Annotated in this window: 13 protein-coding genes and 1 pseudogene; 8 read left to right on the top strand and 6 right to left on the bottom strand. The window is 72.7% G+C overall.

Annotated features, from left to right (window positions below):
- Positions 1-210: 210 nt before the first annotated feature.
- Positions 211-756 carry a hypothetical protein gene (locus ACFXB5_RS14680; protein ID WP_385207064.1) on the top strand — a complete coding sequence of 182 codons (546 nt, stop codon included), beginning with the start codon at positions 211-213 and terminating at the stop codon, positions 754-756.
- Positions 757-829: 73 nt separating this feature from the next.
- Here the strand turns inward: ACFXB5_RS14680 and ACFXB5_RS14675 are convergent, their stop codons facing one another.
- Together ACFXB5_RS14675 and ACFXB5_RS14670 are read right to left on the bottom strand one after the other, a co-directional pair.
- Complete coding sequence (locus tag ACFXB5_RS14675; protein WP_385207061.1) at positions 830-2035, bottom strand: PucR family transcriptional regulator; 1206 nt, start codon at positions 2033-2035, stop codon at positions 830-832.
- Positions 2036-2198: 163 nt separating this feature from the next.
- Positions 2199-3308, bottom strand: coding sequence for a galactosyldiacylglycerol synthase (locus tag ACFXB5_RS14670; RefSeq protein WP_385207058.1), 1110 nt, complete (start codon positions 3306-3308; stop codon positions 2199-2201).
- A gap of 150 nt (positions 3309-3458) precedes the next feature.
- Between ACFXB5_RS14670 and ACFXB5_RS14665 the strand changes: the two genes are divergently transcribed.
- The 3 genes from ACFXB5_RS14665 to ACFXB5_RS14655 are packed head-to-tail and all read left to right on the top strand — an operon-like array spanning position 3459 to position 5983.
- Positions 3459-4277, top strand: a complete 819-nt coding sequence (locus ACFXB5_RS14665) for an SDR family NAD(P)-dependent oxidoreductase (RefSeq protein WP_385207055.1) — start codon at positions 3459-3461, stop codon at positions 4275-4277.
- A gap of 6 nt (positions 4278-4283) precedes the next feature.
- On the top strand, positions 4284-5255 hold the full coding sequence (locus tag ACFXB5_RS14660; RefSeq protein WP_385207053.1) for a DMT family transporter: 972 nt from the start codon (positions 4284-4286) through the stop codon (positions 5253-5255).
- Positions 5252-5983, top strand: a complete 732-nt coding sequence (locus tag ACFXB5_RS14655; RefSeq protein ID WP_385207049.1) for a polysaccharide deacetylase family protein — start codon at positions 5252-5254, stop codon at positions 5981-5983. Before ACFXB5_RS14660 ends, ACFXB5_RS14655 begins: the two co-directional genes overlap by 4 nt.
- 2 nt (positions 5984-5985) lie before the next feature.
- Here the strand turns inward: ACFXB5_RS14655 and ACFXB5_RS14650 are convergent, their stop codons facing one another.
- Together ACFXB5_RS14650 and aztA are read right to left on the bottom strand one after the other, a co-directional pair.
- Positions 5986-7455 (bottom strand): class II fumarate hydratase, encoded by a 1470-nt coding sequence (locus tag ACFXB5_RS14650; protein ID WP_385207046.1) that lies wholly within the window; start codon positions 7453-7455, stop codon positions 5986-5988.
- A gap of 616 nt (positions 7456-8071) precedes the next feature.
- Positions 8072-8815, bottom strand: a complete 744-nt coding sequence (gene aztA / locus ACFXB5_RS14645) for a zinc ABC transporter ATP-binding protein AztA (RefSeq protein WP_385207043.1) — start codon at positions 8813-8815, stop codon at positions 8072-8074.
- 14 nt (positions 8816-8829) lie between these two features.
- Here aztA and aztB point away from each other — a divergent pair, with 14 nt between their 5' ends.
- The 4 genes from aztB (at position 8830) to aztD (ending at position 13187) form a co-directional block, all read left to right on the top strand.
- Complete coding sequence (aztB, locus tag ACFXB5_RS14640) at positions 8830-9687, top strand: zinc ABC transporter permease AztB (protein WP_385207040.1); 858 nt, start codon at positions 8830-8832, stop codon at positions 9685-9687.
- A gap of 21 nt (positions 9688-9708) precedes the next feature.
- A complete protein-coding gene (locus ACFXB5_RS14635; RefSeq protein WP_385207037.1) occupies positions 9709-10950 on the top strand; it encodes a hypothetical protein in 1242 nt (413 codons plus the stop codon).
- A complete protein-coding gene (gene aztC / locus ACFXB5_RS14630; protein WP_385207034.1) occupies positions 10947-11906 on the top strand; it encodes a zinc ABC transporter substrate-binding protein AztC in 960 nt (319 codons plus the stop codon). Before ACFXB5_RS14635 ends, aztC begins: the two co-directional genes overlap by 4 nt.
- An 81-nt stretch (positions 11907-11987) precedes the next feature.
- Complete coding sequence (gene aztD, locus ACFXB5_RS14625) at positions 11988-13187, top strand: zinc metallochaperone AztD (RefSeq protein WP_385207029.1); 1200 nt, start codon at positions 11988-11990, stop codon at positions 13185-13187.
- A 6-nt stretch (positions 13188-13193) separates the two neighbouring features.
- Here the strand turns inward: aztD and ACFXB5_RS14620 are convergent.
- Together ACFXB5_RS14620 and ACFXB5_RS14615 are read right to left on the bottom strand one after the other, a co-directional pair.
- Positions 13194-13384 (bottom strand): annotated as a pseudogene (locus ACFXB5_RS14620) (IS5/IS1182 family transposase); the annotation flags it as partial.
- Positions 13385-13394: 10 nt separating this feature from the next.
- Positions 13395-13991, bottom strand: a complete 597-nt coding sequence (locus ACFXB5_RS14615; RefSeq protein WP_385207026.1) for a TetR/AcrR family transcriptional regulator — start codon at positions 13989-13991, stop codon at positions 13395-13397.
- Positions 13992-14097 lie beyond the last annotated feature (106 nt).

The following is a 14097-nucleotide window of genomic DNA, read 5'->3' as shown; positions in this document are numbered from 1 at the left end:
CCCCGGCCGGTCCCACCAGGGGGGGGCCGCCCCCTGCCCCGCGGCCCCAGGTGGTGCACCCCCGGGGGTCCCCGGGGCCGGTTGCGCGGAATGACAGTTCCGCGCCCGTGGCGGGCGGGTGTTTTCTCCCTGGTTCACGAAGACGTGCCGGGTGGCCGGGCGGAAGGCTGTGCGGCGTCACTCCGCATCCCTTCCGAGGAGGAACACCGCATGACCCGACACGGAAGCAGACGCGTCACCGCGCTGCTGGCCTGTACCGCGGCCCTCACCGGTGCCGCCCTCAGCACCGGTGGGGCCGCTCAGGCGGCGGCCCCGGCGAAGGCGCCGACGGCGACCACCTGCACCGACCCCAAGACGGGCGTCCCGCTCACCGCCACGATCGAGGGGGACAAGAACGCCAATGCCATCTGGGGCACCCCGGGCAGCGTCGTCAACGCCTTCTCGGGGGACGACTGGGTCTTCTCCGACCTGATCAGCACCTCCGCCGTGGTCTGCCTTGGTGACGGCTCGGACAACTTCAACCCCAGCGACCCGACCAATGTGTCGGTGGGGACGTACTTCGGCGTGAGCGGCCAGAACGGCAACGACAACATCACGGGCGGCACCGGCAACGACTACCTCTTCGGCGACAGCCCCGACAACGCGTCCCACTCCGGCAACGACACCCTGATCGGCGGTCCCGGCTACGACGTGGCCAACGGCGGCCCGGGGATCGACCGCTGTGACGCCGAAGTCGAGATCAACTGCGAGCTCTGAGGACGGGCGGCGGGGGGGCTCGTAGGCCGCCGGGGGATTCCCGGGCGGCCTACGTCCCGTCGGCGCACCGGCCTCATGCCGTCCAGGCGCCGGAGGCGGCCCTGGCGACCACGGTGCTCAGGATGCGTACGCCACGGGCGGATCCGGGGTCGACATCGGTGAGCCGGCGCACCCGCTGAAGACGGTAGTCCAGGGTCCGCGGATGGATGTTCAGCGCGGCGGCCGTGTTCCTGCGGTGCATGTCATGGGCGTAGTACGTCTCCAGAGTGGCGAGCAGCTCGGGGCCCCGGGCGAGGGTCCGGGCCATGCCGGACAGCCAGCTGTCGATGTCGCGGTCCTCGGCGACGGCCAGTTCGATGAAGACATCGGCCAGGGTGTGCAGGCGGCGGGGCACGGGCTGGAGCGGAGCCGCCAGACTGATGCGCCGGGCACGGGCGTACGCGTCGGCCAGCGCGCGGGCGCGGCCCGTACTGGTGCCGACCGCGCAGGGCCGCGCCACCGCCTCGCCCGCGTCGCGCACAAAGGCGAGCGCCCGCTCCCGTGCCGACCAGCCGCGGCCCGGCCGGGCCACATCAGGGGCGCGGTCCTGGTCGACGGGCACCAGGGCCACCAGTTCCTCCGCCCGGGGCCAGGCGATCGGCATCCGGTGATGGGCCAGCAGGGCTTCGACGATCCCCTCGCGCCCTCCGGCGGCCGGAGCGGGCCGCCCGGGGACGCGGAGGACCACCACCTCGTACGACGCGGCCGGGGTCATGCCGACGGCGCGGGCGAGGCCCGGGGCCAGGGTGTCGTCGGTGAGGAGGGCCGTGGCGAGGGCGCCCACCCGGGCGACGAAGGGGAGGCGGCGCTTCTGCTCCGCCGCATGGCCGCGGGTGTAGGCGTCGATGCCGCGGGTGCCCTGCGCGGTGAACCAGACCATGACCCGCATCAGTTCCTCGGTGTTCTCCGGGCCGGACGCCTCCTGGATCTCCCGGAGCATGAGGTTGGTGTGCAGACCGAGGACCCGCCGCCGGGACGCGGCGGACATCCCCGTCCTGGCCCGTGACGCGCCCATCGACGCGATGTGGTCGAGGTCCTCCTGAGCGAGGGGGGTTCCCTCGGGGGCTAAGTCCAGGGTGCGGCGTCTGAGCCAGACCGCGTAGTCCAGCGCCTCGGCTCGTCGCCGGCCGTCGTGCTCCACGAACCGGTACTCGGGGATCTCCTGTCCGTAGACCTCCACTTCGTGACGCGCGTCGTCCAGGGTGCGCCGGGCCAGCTCGGCGAAGAGATGACTTCCCATCGGGTGGTGCCTCCGTCAGTCGTTCGGGAACTCCCGCGGGACCGCACGGGGACAACTCGCGCGCGGGGGGCGGTGCTCCACGCGGCGTTCCCGAGGTCGAATGGGTCGAGGCCGAGCATGCCACCAGTCGCCGTCGGCCGGTCGGCATCGCATGCGCGGAATCTCACCTCGCGGCCGTCCGGGCCACCGCGTCGGTCAGCCGGACGGCGGCGTCGTCGGCGAACAGCCGGCGGCCCGCGGCGATGCGGCGCTCCCGCCACGCGGAGGGCTCGGTGAGCGCATCGAGCAGCCGCAGCAGCTCCCACGAGTCCCGCGCGTGGTCCGAGAGCCCCAGCGCGGCCATCCGCCGGACGCCCTCGCGGCCATGGCCCGGGATGGGGCGGTAACCGATCACGGGCACCCCGGTGGCCAGCGCCTCCAGCGCGGTCTGACCGGCCGCGTTGTCCACCACGGCCCGTACGGAGGCGAGCAGACCCGGCATGTCCGGCTCCCAGCCGAGGGCCGCCACCTCCGGGCGGCGCGACAGCTCGGCGCGCAGCCGTTCGTCCCGGCCGCACAGCACCACCGGCAGATACCCCGCCCCGGACATCAGCCGCGCGGTGTCCGCCACGCGTGTGCCCGCGCCCCACGCCCCCACGGACAGCAGCACCGGCGGCCTCCCGGGCGCGAGCGCGCCCAAGCGCCGCCGCCACCCCGCCGCCCCCCGCGCCGGGCCGAAGAAGCGCGCCGCCACCACCGGCCCGGTGGCCACCGACGGGCGGCCCAGCGCCCGGCGCACCGTGTCCGCGGCGTCCGGGGTGACACACAGATGCAGATCGTTGCCCGGGTGCAGCCACTGGCGGTGCACCGCGAAATCGGTCACCACCACCGCGCTGGGCACCCCCAGGGCCCCGCGCGCCCGCAGCCTGCCGGTCAGCTGCGCGGCCAGATGGAACACCGGGACGACGACATCCGGCCGCTCCCGCTCCACCAGCGCCAGCAGCCGGTCCTCGGCGAGCGCCGCCAGCGGGGCGCTGCCCGGCCGGGGGCCCTTGCCGGGGCGGAAGAACGCCCGGTAGATGCCCTCGTACACCACCGGGGCGCGGCGGATGGCCGTCCGATAGAACGAGCGCAGCCCCGCCCCGATCCGGTGCGGCAACAACTCCAGCACATCCACCCGGCCGGCCCCCTGCCCCCGGTCCTCCAGCCTGCGGACCAGCTCAGCGGCGACCGCGTCATGTCCGGCTCCCATCCCGGCGCTGACAACGAGAAAGCGTGCCGGCAGCGGGTGCATGACCACCTCCGATGGTGCGAGGCGCGGCTCCTCATGGCTCACTGGAGGTATCCGCTCCGCATGCCGTCAAACCGCGCGCTCGACGGCCGGTGACCCAGGACCAGGTGCCCCAGGACCAGCGGCCGGTCGGCGGCGAGACAGGGAGATGCCATGATCCGCCCCCTCCCGGACACACCCCTGGATCGCGGCCAGGTGCGGGACACCGGGCATCCGGCGGCCACCGGGACGAGGGTCGCGCTGGTGACCGGCGCCTCTTCGGGCATCGGGGCCGCCATCGCCGACCGGATCGCGGCCGAGGGCGGATGGCGGCTGCTGGTCAGCGGCCGCCACCGGGAACGGCTCGACCGCGTGGCCGCCAGGACGTCGGCCCTCGCCCTCCCCGTCGACCTGGCCGCACCGGAGGGTCCGGAGGCGCTCTTCAGGGACGCCCTCCGGGCCGCCGGACGGGTGGATCTGCTGGTCGCGGGGGCGGGCGTGGGCTGGGCGGGCCCCTTCGCCACCATGCCGCCCGCCGCCATCGACCAGGTGGTCCGCGTGGACCTGCTCGCCGCGATGCGCCTGGTCCGCATGGTCGTCCCCCGGATGGAGGCCGAGCGGCGCGGACACATCGTGCTGATCGGCTCGGTGGCCGGGACCGTCGGGGTGCGTGGCGAGGCGGTGTACTCCGCGGCCAAGGCGGCCCTCGGCGTCTTCGCCGACGCCCTGCGCCACGAGCTGGGCCGGGCCGGTGTGCGCGTCACCCATGTGGTCCCCGGCGTGGTGGACACCCCGTTCTTCGCCCGGCGCGGCGCCCCGTACACCCGGCGGCTGCCCCGCCCGCTGCCGCCCGAGCGGATCGCCGACGCGGTCTGGGACGCGGTCGAGCGCGGGCGGGACGAGGTGTACGTACCGGCCTGGATGCGGCTGCCCGCGGTGGTCCGGGCCCTGGCCCCCCGGCTGTACCACCGCTTGGCCACACGCTTCGGGTGACCCCCGGTGAGCGCCCTGACCGTCGTACTGGCCCTGCTGTCCGCCCTGGGCAACGGCGCGGCCTCGGTACTGCAGCGGCGGGCCGCGATGGACCAGGCCCGGGAGGAGCGGGGCGACGACGGGCCGATGCGGAACCTGCTGCGGCTGGCGCGGCTGCTGCGCCGCCCGTTCTGGCTGGCCGGTCTCGCCGCGATGATGGTGTCGGCGGTGGCGCAGGTGGGCGCGCTGGCGGTCGGGCGGCTCTCCGTGGTCCAGCCGCTGCTGGTCAGCGAGCTGCTGTTCACCCTGGTGGTCGGCAGTCTGGTGTTCCGCCACCGCCCGGACGGCCGGACCTGGCTGTCGTTCGTGATGCTCGCCGCCGGGCTCGCGCTCTTCCTGGTGGCGGCCGACCCCTCCAGCGGTTCGCCCACGGCACGCAACGGCCGCTGGATGCCCGTGGGCGTGGTGGTGGCCATCGTCGTGGGTGCCCTGATCGCGGTGGCCCGGGTGCTGCGCGGGGCCGCGCGCGCCGTCACCCTGGGCAGCGCCACCGCCGCCTGCTTCGCCTGCACGGCGGCGCTGATCAAGGAGTTGACCGGGCGGTTCGCCGGTGGGGTGGTGGCGGTGCTCACCGACTGGCCGCTGTACGCGGTGTGCGCCGTGGGACTGCTGAGCTTTCTGCTGCTGCAGAGCACCCTGCGCGCGGGCACCCTGGCCGCCTCGCAGCCCGCGCTCACCCTCGGCGACGCCCTGGTCAGCATCGCGCTGGGCTGGATGCTGTTCGGCGAGCGCATCGAGCTGGGGCCGCGCATCGTGCCCGAAGTGGCCGGGATCCTGCTGATGGCGGCCGGCATCGTGGGCCTGACCCGCTCGCCCGCCATGTGCGGCGGCTGGGACCGGGCCGTCCCCGAACCGCCGCGGAACGCCGGGACACCGCTCCCCGGCGGGCGGAGCGGCCCTGGCGGGCGGAGCGGCCCCGGCGGCGAGGGGACACCATGAGCGTGCGCCACCGCTCCGGTGTCCTGGTGCGCAACGCCGCGCTGCTCGCGGCGGCCGCGCACCTCGCCCCCGCCGGCACCTGGCTGCCCGGGCCCCGGGGCGTCCTGTTCCCCGCCCTGGCGGGCCGCGGGCGGCGCGACCATGTGGCCCTCACCTTCGACGACGGACCCGATCCACGCACCACCCCGCGCTTCCTCCAGGTGCTGGACGAGCTCGGCGTCCGCGCCACCTTCTTCGTCCTGGGGGACGGCGTGACGCGCTTCCCGCACACCACGCTGGAGATCGTCCGCCGGGGCCATGAGCTCGCCGTCCACGGCTGGACCCACAGCCGCCCCTGGCTGCCCATGGTGTCCCGGGACGCCCACGAGGTGGCCCGGGCCGCCCGCGCGATCCGGCTGGCCACCGGCGCGGTGCCGCGGTGGTACCGGCCGCCGTACGGCATTCTCACCGGTGGCCGCTGGCTGGCGGCGGCCCGGTCCGGACTCACCCCCGTCCTCTGGTCGGCCTGGGGGCGCGACTGGACCGAGGACGCCACCCCGGGGTCGGTGGCCGCCGCCGTACGGCGCGATCTGCGCGGCGGGGCCACCGTTCTGCTGCACGACACCGACCGCGCCGCGGCCACGGGCTGCTGGCGCGCCACGCTGGCCGCGCTGCCCGTGGTGGTGGCGGAGTGCCGGGCAGGGGGGCTGGCGGTGGGGCCGCTGGCCGAGCACGGGATACGCCGATGACCTCAGCCGTCGCGCAGACGGGCCATCTTCCGGGGGTCCACGATCCGGTCGAAGTCCTCGGCGCCGATATGGCCGCTGGCGATGGCCGCCTCGCGCAGGGTCGTTCCCTCGGCGGCGGCCTTACGGGCGATCTCGGCGGCCCTGTCGTGGCCGATCCGCGGGGACAGCGCGGTGACCAGCATCAGCGAACGGGCCAGATACTCGTCGATCCGCTCGCGGTTCAGCTCGATGCCCTCGACGCAGTACGCGCGCAGCTTCTCGCAGGCGTCGGCGAGGATGCGGGCGGAGTGCAGGAAGTCGCTGATGACCAGTGGCCGGGCCGCGTTGAGCTGGAAGTTCCCCCGGGTGCCCGCGTGTGCCACGGCGGCGTCGTCGGAGAGCACCTGGGTGCACACCATCATCATGGCCTCGCACTGCGTCGGGTTGACCTTGCCGGGCATGCTGGAGCTGCCGGGCTCGTTCGCGGGCAGCGTCAGCTCCCCGATCCCGCCGTGCGGGCCGGAGGCGAGCCAGCGGATATCGTCGGCGATCTTCATCAGGGGGACGGCGAGGCCCCGCAACCCGGCGGAGGCGGCCACCATGGTGTCCACACCGCTCTGCGCCGCGAAGGAGTTGGACGCCACCTTGAACGGATGGCCGGTGGCCCCGGCGATCTCCCGCGCCACCGCCGGGCCGAAGCCCTCGGGGGCGCCCAGACCGGTGCCGACCGCCGTGCCACCGATGGCGAGCTGGTACAGATCCGGCAGGGTGGCCCGCAGCCGCTCCAGCGCGTCGGAGAGCTGGGCGGCGTAGCCGGACCACTCCTGCCCCACGGAGAGGGGGACCGCGTCCCGCAGATGGGTGCGGCCGGTCTTGACGATGTCGTACCAGGCGCGGGACTTGGCGGCGATGGCCTCCTGGAGCAGGCTGACCTGTGGCAGCAGCGGGTCGTGCAGGACGCGCACCGCGGCGATGTGCATGGCCGTGGGGAAGGTGTCGTTGGAGGACTGGCCCAGATTGACGTGGTCGTTGGGGTGCACCGGCTCCTTGCTGCCCAGGACGCCGCCGACCAGCTGGATCGCGCGATTGCTGATGACCTCGTTGACGTTCATATGGGTCTGGGTGCCGGAGCCGGCCTGCCACACATACAGCGGGAAGTGGTCGTCCAGCGCGCCGGAGACCACCTCGTCGGCCACATGCGCGATCAGATCCGCCTGCCACCCGGCCAGCCGCCCCTCCCGGCCGTTGACCAGCGCGGCGGCCTTCTTCACATAGCCGTACGCGTGGTAGACCGCCTTGGGCACGCGGTCGTCACCGATCGCGAAGTGGACCAGGGCCCGCTGGGTCTGGGCGCCCCAGTACCGGTCGGCCGGGACTTCGACGCTCCCCAGCGCGTCCGTCTCCCGTCGGGTGCCGGTGGCGTCGATGCGGGTGGGCAGGTCCCGCACCCTCGGGGTGCCCTGGGCGCCCCGGCGCCGGTGGGGCGTGTTCATCGCGCGCTCTCCCAGACGGATGGCAGCCCATCCATACGCACACTCCGCATCACGGCTGTTGCCCTCCCCGCCAGTGTCGCTCCGCACCGGCCCGGCCGCATCCGGCACCGACGCTGCCCGCCAGGCCAGCAGCCATGACCGGTAACCCCGATCGTGTCCGGCCCTCGAGCCCGGGCACACTGCCGCCAGGCCGGTCTCCAGGGTTGGCCGCATGATCGGGAGCATGCGCAGCTGCTTCATCGGGGATTGCTACGTCCAGGGGATCGGCGACCCGGAACACCGGGGGTGGGTCGGCAGGGTGCTGGAGGCGACCGGTGGGGACATCACCGGCTTCAACCTGGGCGTCAGGCGTAACACCTCCGAGGATGTCCTGCGTCGCGGCCGACAGGAGATCCTGCCGCGGACGTGCCCCGTTCCGACAACCGGCTCGTCCTTTCCTTCGGCAGGCCGGCGACGGCGCGCACCCGGGCAGGGGCGGCTATCAGAGGCCGGCCGATCTCATCGGCGCCGGGCAGTGGTGTGAAATGGCCACGACGGGTGTGGCGGTGTGGTCACGGTAGGCGTGGCGGTGGTGGTCACGGTAGGTGTGGCCGCGGTAGGCGTGGCCACCGCCGTCTCACGCCGGTTGCCAGATCCGGGCGAGCGTCGAGGCGGTGAGAAGCTGCTCGGGGTCCCCCTGTCCGACCAGGTGACCGTCGTGGAGCAGGAGGCAGGTGTCGGCCGAGCGTGCGGCTTCCAGGTCGTGGGTGGCCTGGACGACGGTCACTCCGTCGGTGACCAGCTCCGTCAGCAGCGTCGCGATCCGCTCTCGTGCCTCGGGGTCGAGTCCCGTGGTGGGCTCGTCCAGCAACAGGAGGTCCGACTCCTGGGCGAGCCCTTGGGCGATGAGGGCGCGCTGCCGCTGTCCGCCCGAGAGTTCTCCGAGCTGGCGTGTGGCGAGGTCGGTGATGGCCAGCCGTTGCATGGCGGTGTCCACCGTGGCGCGGTCCAGCCGGGTCAGTCGGCGCCACGGTCCGCGGTCGCCCCAGCGCCCCATCTCGACGGTCTGCCTGACCGTCAGCGGCAGTGCGTCACCGACGGCGCCGCGCTGCGGGACGAACGCCGGTGGCCGGTCGCCGTCGTGGCGGAGCTCGCCTGATGTCGGCCGGATCACACCGGCCAGGACCCCGAGCAGGGTGGACTTCCCGCTGCCGTTCGGGCCGACGAGCGCCGTGATGGCCAATGCCGGTATGTGGGCGTCGAGTTGATGGAGGACGGCGCGGCCGGGGTAGCCGGCGGACAGCTCGCGGAAGCGGACGCGGGGTGAACGGTCCTTGGCGGTGGCGGGAGAGGACCCCTGTTCTTTGAACATGGTTTTCATTGTAGTGTGCTCGCATGGAGTGGTTGACGGGTCCCTTCGAGGTGACCTTCGTGCAACGGGCCCTGTGGGGCGGGATGTTGGTGTCGGCGATCTGCGCCCTGGCAGGCACCTGGGTGGTGCTCAGGGGGATGGCCTTCCTCGGCGACGCCATGTCCCACGGGCTGCTGCCGGGAGTCGCGCTGGCCGCGCTGATGGGTGGCAATCCGCTGGTGGGGGCGGTGCTGAGCGCGGCCGTGATGACGGTCGGCGTCACCGCGCTCGGCCGCACCCCCAGGCTGTCCCAGGACACCGGGATCGGCCTGCTCTTCGTGGGGATGCTGTCGCTCGGCGTCATCATCGTGTCGCGCTCGCAGTCCTTCGCGGTCGACCTGACCGGGTTCCTCTTCGGTGACGTCCTCGCCGTCCGTGAAGAGGACCTGGCGCTGCTGGGCGCGGCGCTGCTGCTGGCGCTCGCCGTCTCGGCCCTCGGCCATCGGGCCTTCCTGGCCCTGGCGTTCGACCCGCGCAAGGCCAGGACGCTCGGTCTGCGCCCGCGCCTGGCCCACGCCGTGCTGCTCGGCCTGCTGGCGCTGGCCATCGTCGCCTCCTTCCACATCGTGGGCACGCTGCTGGTCCTCGGCCTGCTCATCGCTCCGCCGGCGGCCGCTCTGCCCTGGGCGCGCAGTGTGCGGGGCGTGATGGTCCTCGCGGCGCTGCTCGGCATCACCGCCACCTTCGGCGGCCTCCTGCTGTCCTGGCACCTGAGCACCGCGGCCGGGGCGACCGTCTCGGCCCTCGCGGTGAGCCTGTTCTTCCTCTCCCATCTGGTATCCGGCCTCCACCACCGCCGCCGTGCCCGCCTGCCCGGCGCTCATGCCGCGACAACCGACTGAAAGAAGCCTGAGGCGATCCCCTTGTCGATACGAAGAAACGCCACCGCTCGGGCGTCGGCCGCCTTCGCGGCCGTGGCGCTGCTCTCCACGGGCTGTGCGGGCCAGGACGGCGACGCGTCCGCCCCGGAAGCGAGGTCCTCGGCCTCCACTCCGCACGGGTACGTGGCGGGGGCACAGGAGACCGCCGAGCAGCAGTCCCGACTGCTGCTCAACGACCCGGAGACCGGCGACACCCGGGTACTCGACCTGATCACCGGAAAGGTGCACGAGGTGTCCCGGAGGGCGGGCACCACCGAACTCACCACGGACGGCCGGTTCGGCTACTTCCACAGCGCGGGCGGTACGCACGTCCTCGACGGCGGCGCCTGGATGGTGGACCACGGTGATCATGTGCACTACTACCGTGCGCGGATCCGCGACGTCGGACGGATCCCCGGCGGCCCCGGAAGCCAGGTCCGCGGCGACGCCGCCGTGGCCGCGGTGACCGACGAGGTGGGCCGGGCCACGATCTACCGCCGGACCGAATGGGAGAAGGGAAAGCTCGGATCCTCCCGCGCGCTCGCCGGAGCCCATACCGGCACTGTCGTGCCGTACGCGGAACACCTGCTCGCTCTCACCGACGACGAGAAGGGCGCGCCGAAGGTGGTGGTGTACGACCGCGCGGGCAAACGCGTCGCGTCGCCGGACGCGGCGTGCGAGGACCCTCGGGGCGACGCCGTCACCCGGCGCGGAGTCGTCCTCGGATGCGCGGACGGCGCCCTGCTCGTACGCGAATCCGACGGCAGGTTCACGGCCGAGAAGATCGTCTACGGACGTGACGTGCCCGAGAAGGAACGGGCCGCGGACTTCCGCCACCGGGCCGGCAGCGACACGCTCACGGCACCGGCCGGGGACCGGGCCGTATGGGTCCTGGACATCACCGAGCGCACCTGGACACGGGTGAGGACCGGGCCCGTGGCCGCCGCGAACACCGCGGGCGAGGGCTCCGTCCTGATCGTCCTCCAGGCCGACCGGTCGCTCCACGGCTACGACATCGCCACCGGCAAGCACATGTCCCGGACCAAGCCGCTCCTGACGGATGCCCCCGAGGGCGGCACCGACGGGGCCTCCGGACCGGTCATCGAGATCGACCGCAGCCGCGCCTATCTCAACGACCCGGCGGGCAAGCGCGTGTACGAGATCGACTACAACGACAACCTGCGCATCGCGCGCTCCTTCGGCCTGGACATCGAGCCGGACCTGATGGTGGAGACCGGGCGATGACGGCACGGACGCGAGCGGCGCGGCGGCCGCACACTCTGCTGCTCGTCCTGCTCACGCTCGTCTGCGCCGGTGGGGCGACCGCCTGCGCGAACGGCGACGACCGGCCCCGAGTCGTGGTGACGACCAACATCCTCGGCGACATCACCCGGGAGGTCGTCGGCGGCGAAGCCGAGGTCACCGTGCTGATGAAACCGAACGCCGACCCGCACTCCTTCGGTCTGTCGGCCGTGCAGGCCGCCGAACTGGAGCGCGCCGACCTCGTGGTCTTCAACGGGCTGGGCCTGGAGGAGAACGTACTGCGGCACGTGGCCGCCGCCCGCGAGTCCGGCGCGGCCACCTTCGAGGTCGGCAAGGCGGTGGACCCCCTCACCTTCCAGGCGCACGACGACGGTGGCCGCGAGGGGGAGGCCGGGCAGCCCGATCCGCACTTCTGGACCGACCCCGACCGGGTGCGCGAGGCCGTCGGCATGATCGCGGACCGGGTGGTGGAGCACGTGGACGGCGTGGACGAGAAGGCGATCCGCGACAACGCCGCCCGCTACGAAGAACATCTCGCCGGCCTCACCACGTGGATGGAGAAGTCCTTCGACGGCATCCCCCGGCAGCGGCGGGCGCTGATGACCAACCACCACGTCTTCGGCTATCTCGCCGACCGCTTCGACTTCCGGGTGATCGGCGCGGTGATCCCCAGCGGTACGACGCTGGCCTCGCCCAGCTCCTCCGATCTGCGCTCGCTCACCCTGGCCATGCGCAAGGCCGGGGTGCACACCGTCTTCGCCGACTCCTCCCAGCCCAAGCGGCTGGCCGAGGTGCTGCGCACGGAGCTGGGCGGCCAGGTGAGGGTCATCGAGCTCTACTCCGAATCGCTGACCGAAAAGGGCAAGGGCGCCGGCACCTATCTGCAGATGATGCGCGCCAACACCACCGCCATGACCGACGGCCTGACCGGCGACTGACCCCCTGCGGACACCGGCCGGCCCGCCGTCGACCACCCACACCCCACGCCGCGGCATCGCGGCCCGGAAGGGAACACACCGGTGAACAAGCCGATACGCGACAGAGCCCTCACGGGCACGGTCCTCGCCCTGGCGGCTGCCGCCGTCCTGACCGCTTGCGGGGGAGAGGACACCTCCTCGTCCGGCGCGAAGGCCCGGGACCGTGCCGGCACGAAGGCCGCCGAGGTCAAGGACCCGCTGGTCGCCACGTTCGACGGCGGGCTGTACGTCCTGGACGGCGAGAAACTGACACTGGCCAAGACGATTGAGCTGCCCGGCTTCAACCGCGTCAACCCGGCCGGTGACGACTCCCATGTCATCCTCTCCACCGACAGCGGTTTCCGCGTCATGAACGCCGCAGAACAGACCCTGACCGACATCACCTACCAGGGCGCCAAACCCGGGCACGTGGTACGGCACGCGGGCAAGACGGTCCTGTTCACCGACGGCACCGGTCAGGTCGAGGTCTTCGACCCCGACGACCTCGCCGGCGGCAAGGAGCCTGAAGGCCGCGGCTACACCTCCGCCGAGCCGCACCACGGCGTCGCCATCGAACTGAGCAATGGCGAACTCCTCAGCACCCTCGGCAACGAGGAGAAGCGCACCGGCGTCCTCGTTCTGGACAAGAACAACAAGGAGATCAAGCGCAACGAGAACTGCCCCGGAGTCCACGGCGAAGCCGCGGTCAAGGGCGAGGCCGTCGCCGTCGGCTGCGAGGACGGCGTCCTGATCTACAAGGACGGCGAGTTCACCAAGGCCGACGCCCCCGACGACTACGGCCGCATCGGCAACCAGGCGGGCAGCGACGCGTCACCGGTCCTCCTGGGCGACTACAAGACCGACCCGGAAGCCGAACTGGAGCGGCCGACCCGTGTGTCGCTGATCGACACCGGGACCGGGAAGCTGCGCCTCGTCGACCTGGGCACCAGCTACTCGTTCCGCTCGCTGGGGCGCGGACCCCATGGCGAGGCACTCGTCCTCGCCACGAACGGCACCCTCCATGTGATCGACCCGGAAACGGGCAAGGTGGAGAAGGAGATCCCCGTCGTGGACGAGTGGCAGGAGCCGCTGGACTGGCAGCAGGCCAGGCCCACCCTCTTCGTCCGCGGACACACCGCGTACGTCTCCGAACCGAACAAGCGCAAGGTGTACGCCGTCGACCTCGAATCGGGCGACAAGCTCGCGTCGGTGACCCTGCCGAAGAGCACGAACGAGCTCTCGGGCGTCGCCGCGGACCACTGAGCTTCTTCAGCGGTGCCGCTCCGGGGTGAGTACGGCTTTGGCGATTGACGTCATGCGGTTCGGGCTGCAGCGGGCGTGAGGCCGTGGTGCGGCCGGGGCTTGACGCCGGTGGTGACCCAGGGACCTCCTCCTTGGCAGGCGAGGTCGGCCAGGAAGGGGGTGCCCTGGCGTTCGCAGATACGGATGATCCGGTGGGTGTGAAGGAGCTCAGTGAGCGGGGCGGGGCAGTACGGCAAGGGCTGTCCGGGCTATATCGGTCAGCGTCTCCTCGCTCGCTCCGGCCTTGCCCAGCGCTTCGATGCCGCGCAGTACGGCGAGCACCAGCGCAGCCAGCTTTCCCGGATCCGCGTCCGCGGCAATATCGCCATTGCGCTGACAGGCTGCGATGTCGTCCTCCAGTAGCGCCCGCAGCGCCTCAATGGCCGCGCGCGCCCGCTTGGCCACCGTCTCGTCGTGTTCGGCCAGCTCGGCGGCGCCCTTGGCCAACAGACATCCGCGGCGGGCGGTGTCCGCGGCAGTCGCCGCCGCCACCGCGTACACGTGGGCGGACAGCCGCGCGTAGGCGTCCGCGTCGTTGCCGCGCAGCTGCCGGCTCACAGCGTCGACGACGGAGCCGCAGTAATCGTCGAACACACGGTGGAACAGTTCCTGCTTTCCGCCGAACGCGCCGTACAGGCTGCCTTTGCCGAGCCCCGTTGCCTCGGCGATGTCTTCCATTCGCGTGGCGGCGTACCCACCCGACCAGAACCGCTCCCGGGCAGTGTCCAGTACCTGCTGCTCGTCGAACTTCCTAGGTCGTGCCATGGGGACAGCTTAGCCATTCTTGACTGGGGTGGGGGGGTGGGGGGGGGGGTGTGTGTGGTGGGGGGGCGTTATGTGAGTGTGGGGGGGGGTGTGAGAGGGAGAGAGG

The sequence above is a fragment of the Streptomyces sp. NPDC059455 genome, assembly GCF_042750115.1.
Taxonomy (GTDB): domain Bacteria; phylum Actinomycetota; class Actinomycetes; order Streptomycetales; family Streptomycetaceae; genus Streptomyces; species Streptomyces endocoffeicus.
The sequence above is the reverse complement of the archived record's forward strand: the minus strand, read 5'-3'. Positions and strand labels throughout refer to the sequence as shown.

Bases quoted from the DNA above. Each gene is read 5' to 3' on its own strand.
- ACFXB5_RS14680 (WP_385207064.1), top strand. From the start codon at position 211: ATGACCCGACACGGAAGCAGACGCGTCACCGCGCTGCTGGCCTGTACC.
- ACFXB5_RS14675 (WP_385207061.1), bottom strand. From the start codon at position 2,035: ATGGGAAGTCATCTCTTCGCCGAGCTGGCCCGGCGCACCCTGGACGAC.
- ACFXB5_RS14670 (WP_385207058.1), bottom strand. From the start codon at position 3,308: ATGCACCCGCTGCCGGCACGCTTTCTCGTTGTCAGCGCCGGGATGGGA.
- ACFXB5_RS14665 (WP_385207055.1), top strand. From the start codon at position 3,459: ATGATCCGCCCCCTCCCGGACACACCCCTGGATCGCGGCCAGGTGCGG.
- ACFXB5_RS14655 (WP_385207049.1), top strand. From the start codon at position 5,252: ATGAGCGTGCGCCACCGCTCCGGTGTCCTGGTGCGCAACGCCGCGCTG.
- ACFXB5_RS14650 (WP_385207046.1), bottom strand. From the start codon at position 7,455: ATGAACACGCCCCACCGGCGCCGGGGCGCCCAGGGCACCCCGAGGGTG.
- aztA (WP_385207043.1), bottom strand. From the start codon at position 8,815: ATGAAAACCATGTTCAAAGAACAGGGGTCCTCTCCCGCCACCGCCAAG.
- aztB (WP_385207040.1), top strand. From the start codon at position 8,830: ATGGAGTGGTTGACGGGTCCCTTCGAGGTGACCTTCGTGCAACGGGCC.
- aztC (WP_385207034.1), top strand. From the start codon at position 10,947: ATGACGGCACGGACGCGAGCGGCGCGGCGGCCGCACACTCTGCTGCTC.
- ACFXB5_RS14615 (WP_385207026.1), bottom strand. From the start codon at position 13,991: ATGGCACGACCTAGGAAGTTCGACGAGCAGCAGGTACTGGACACTGCC.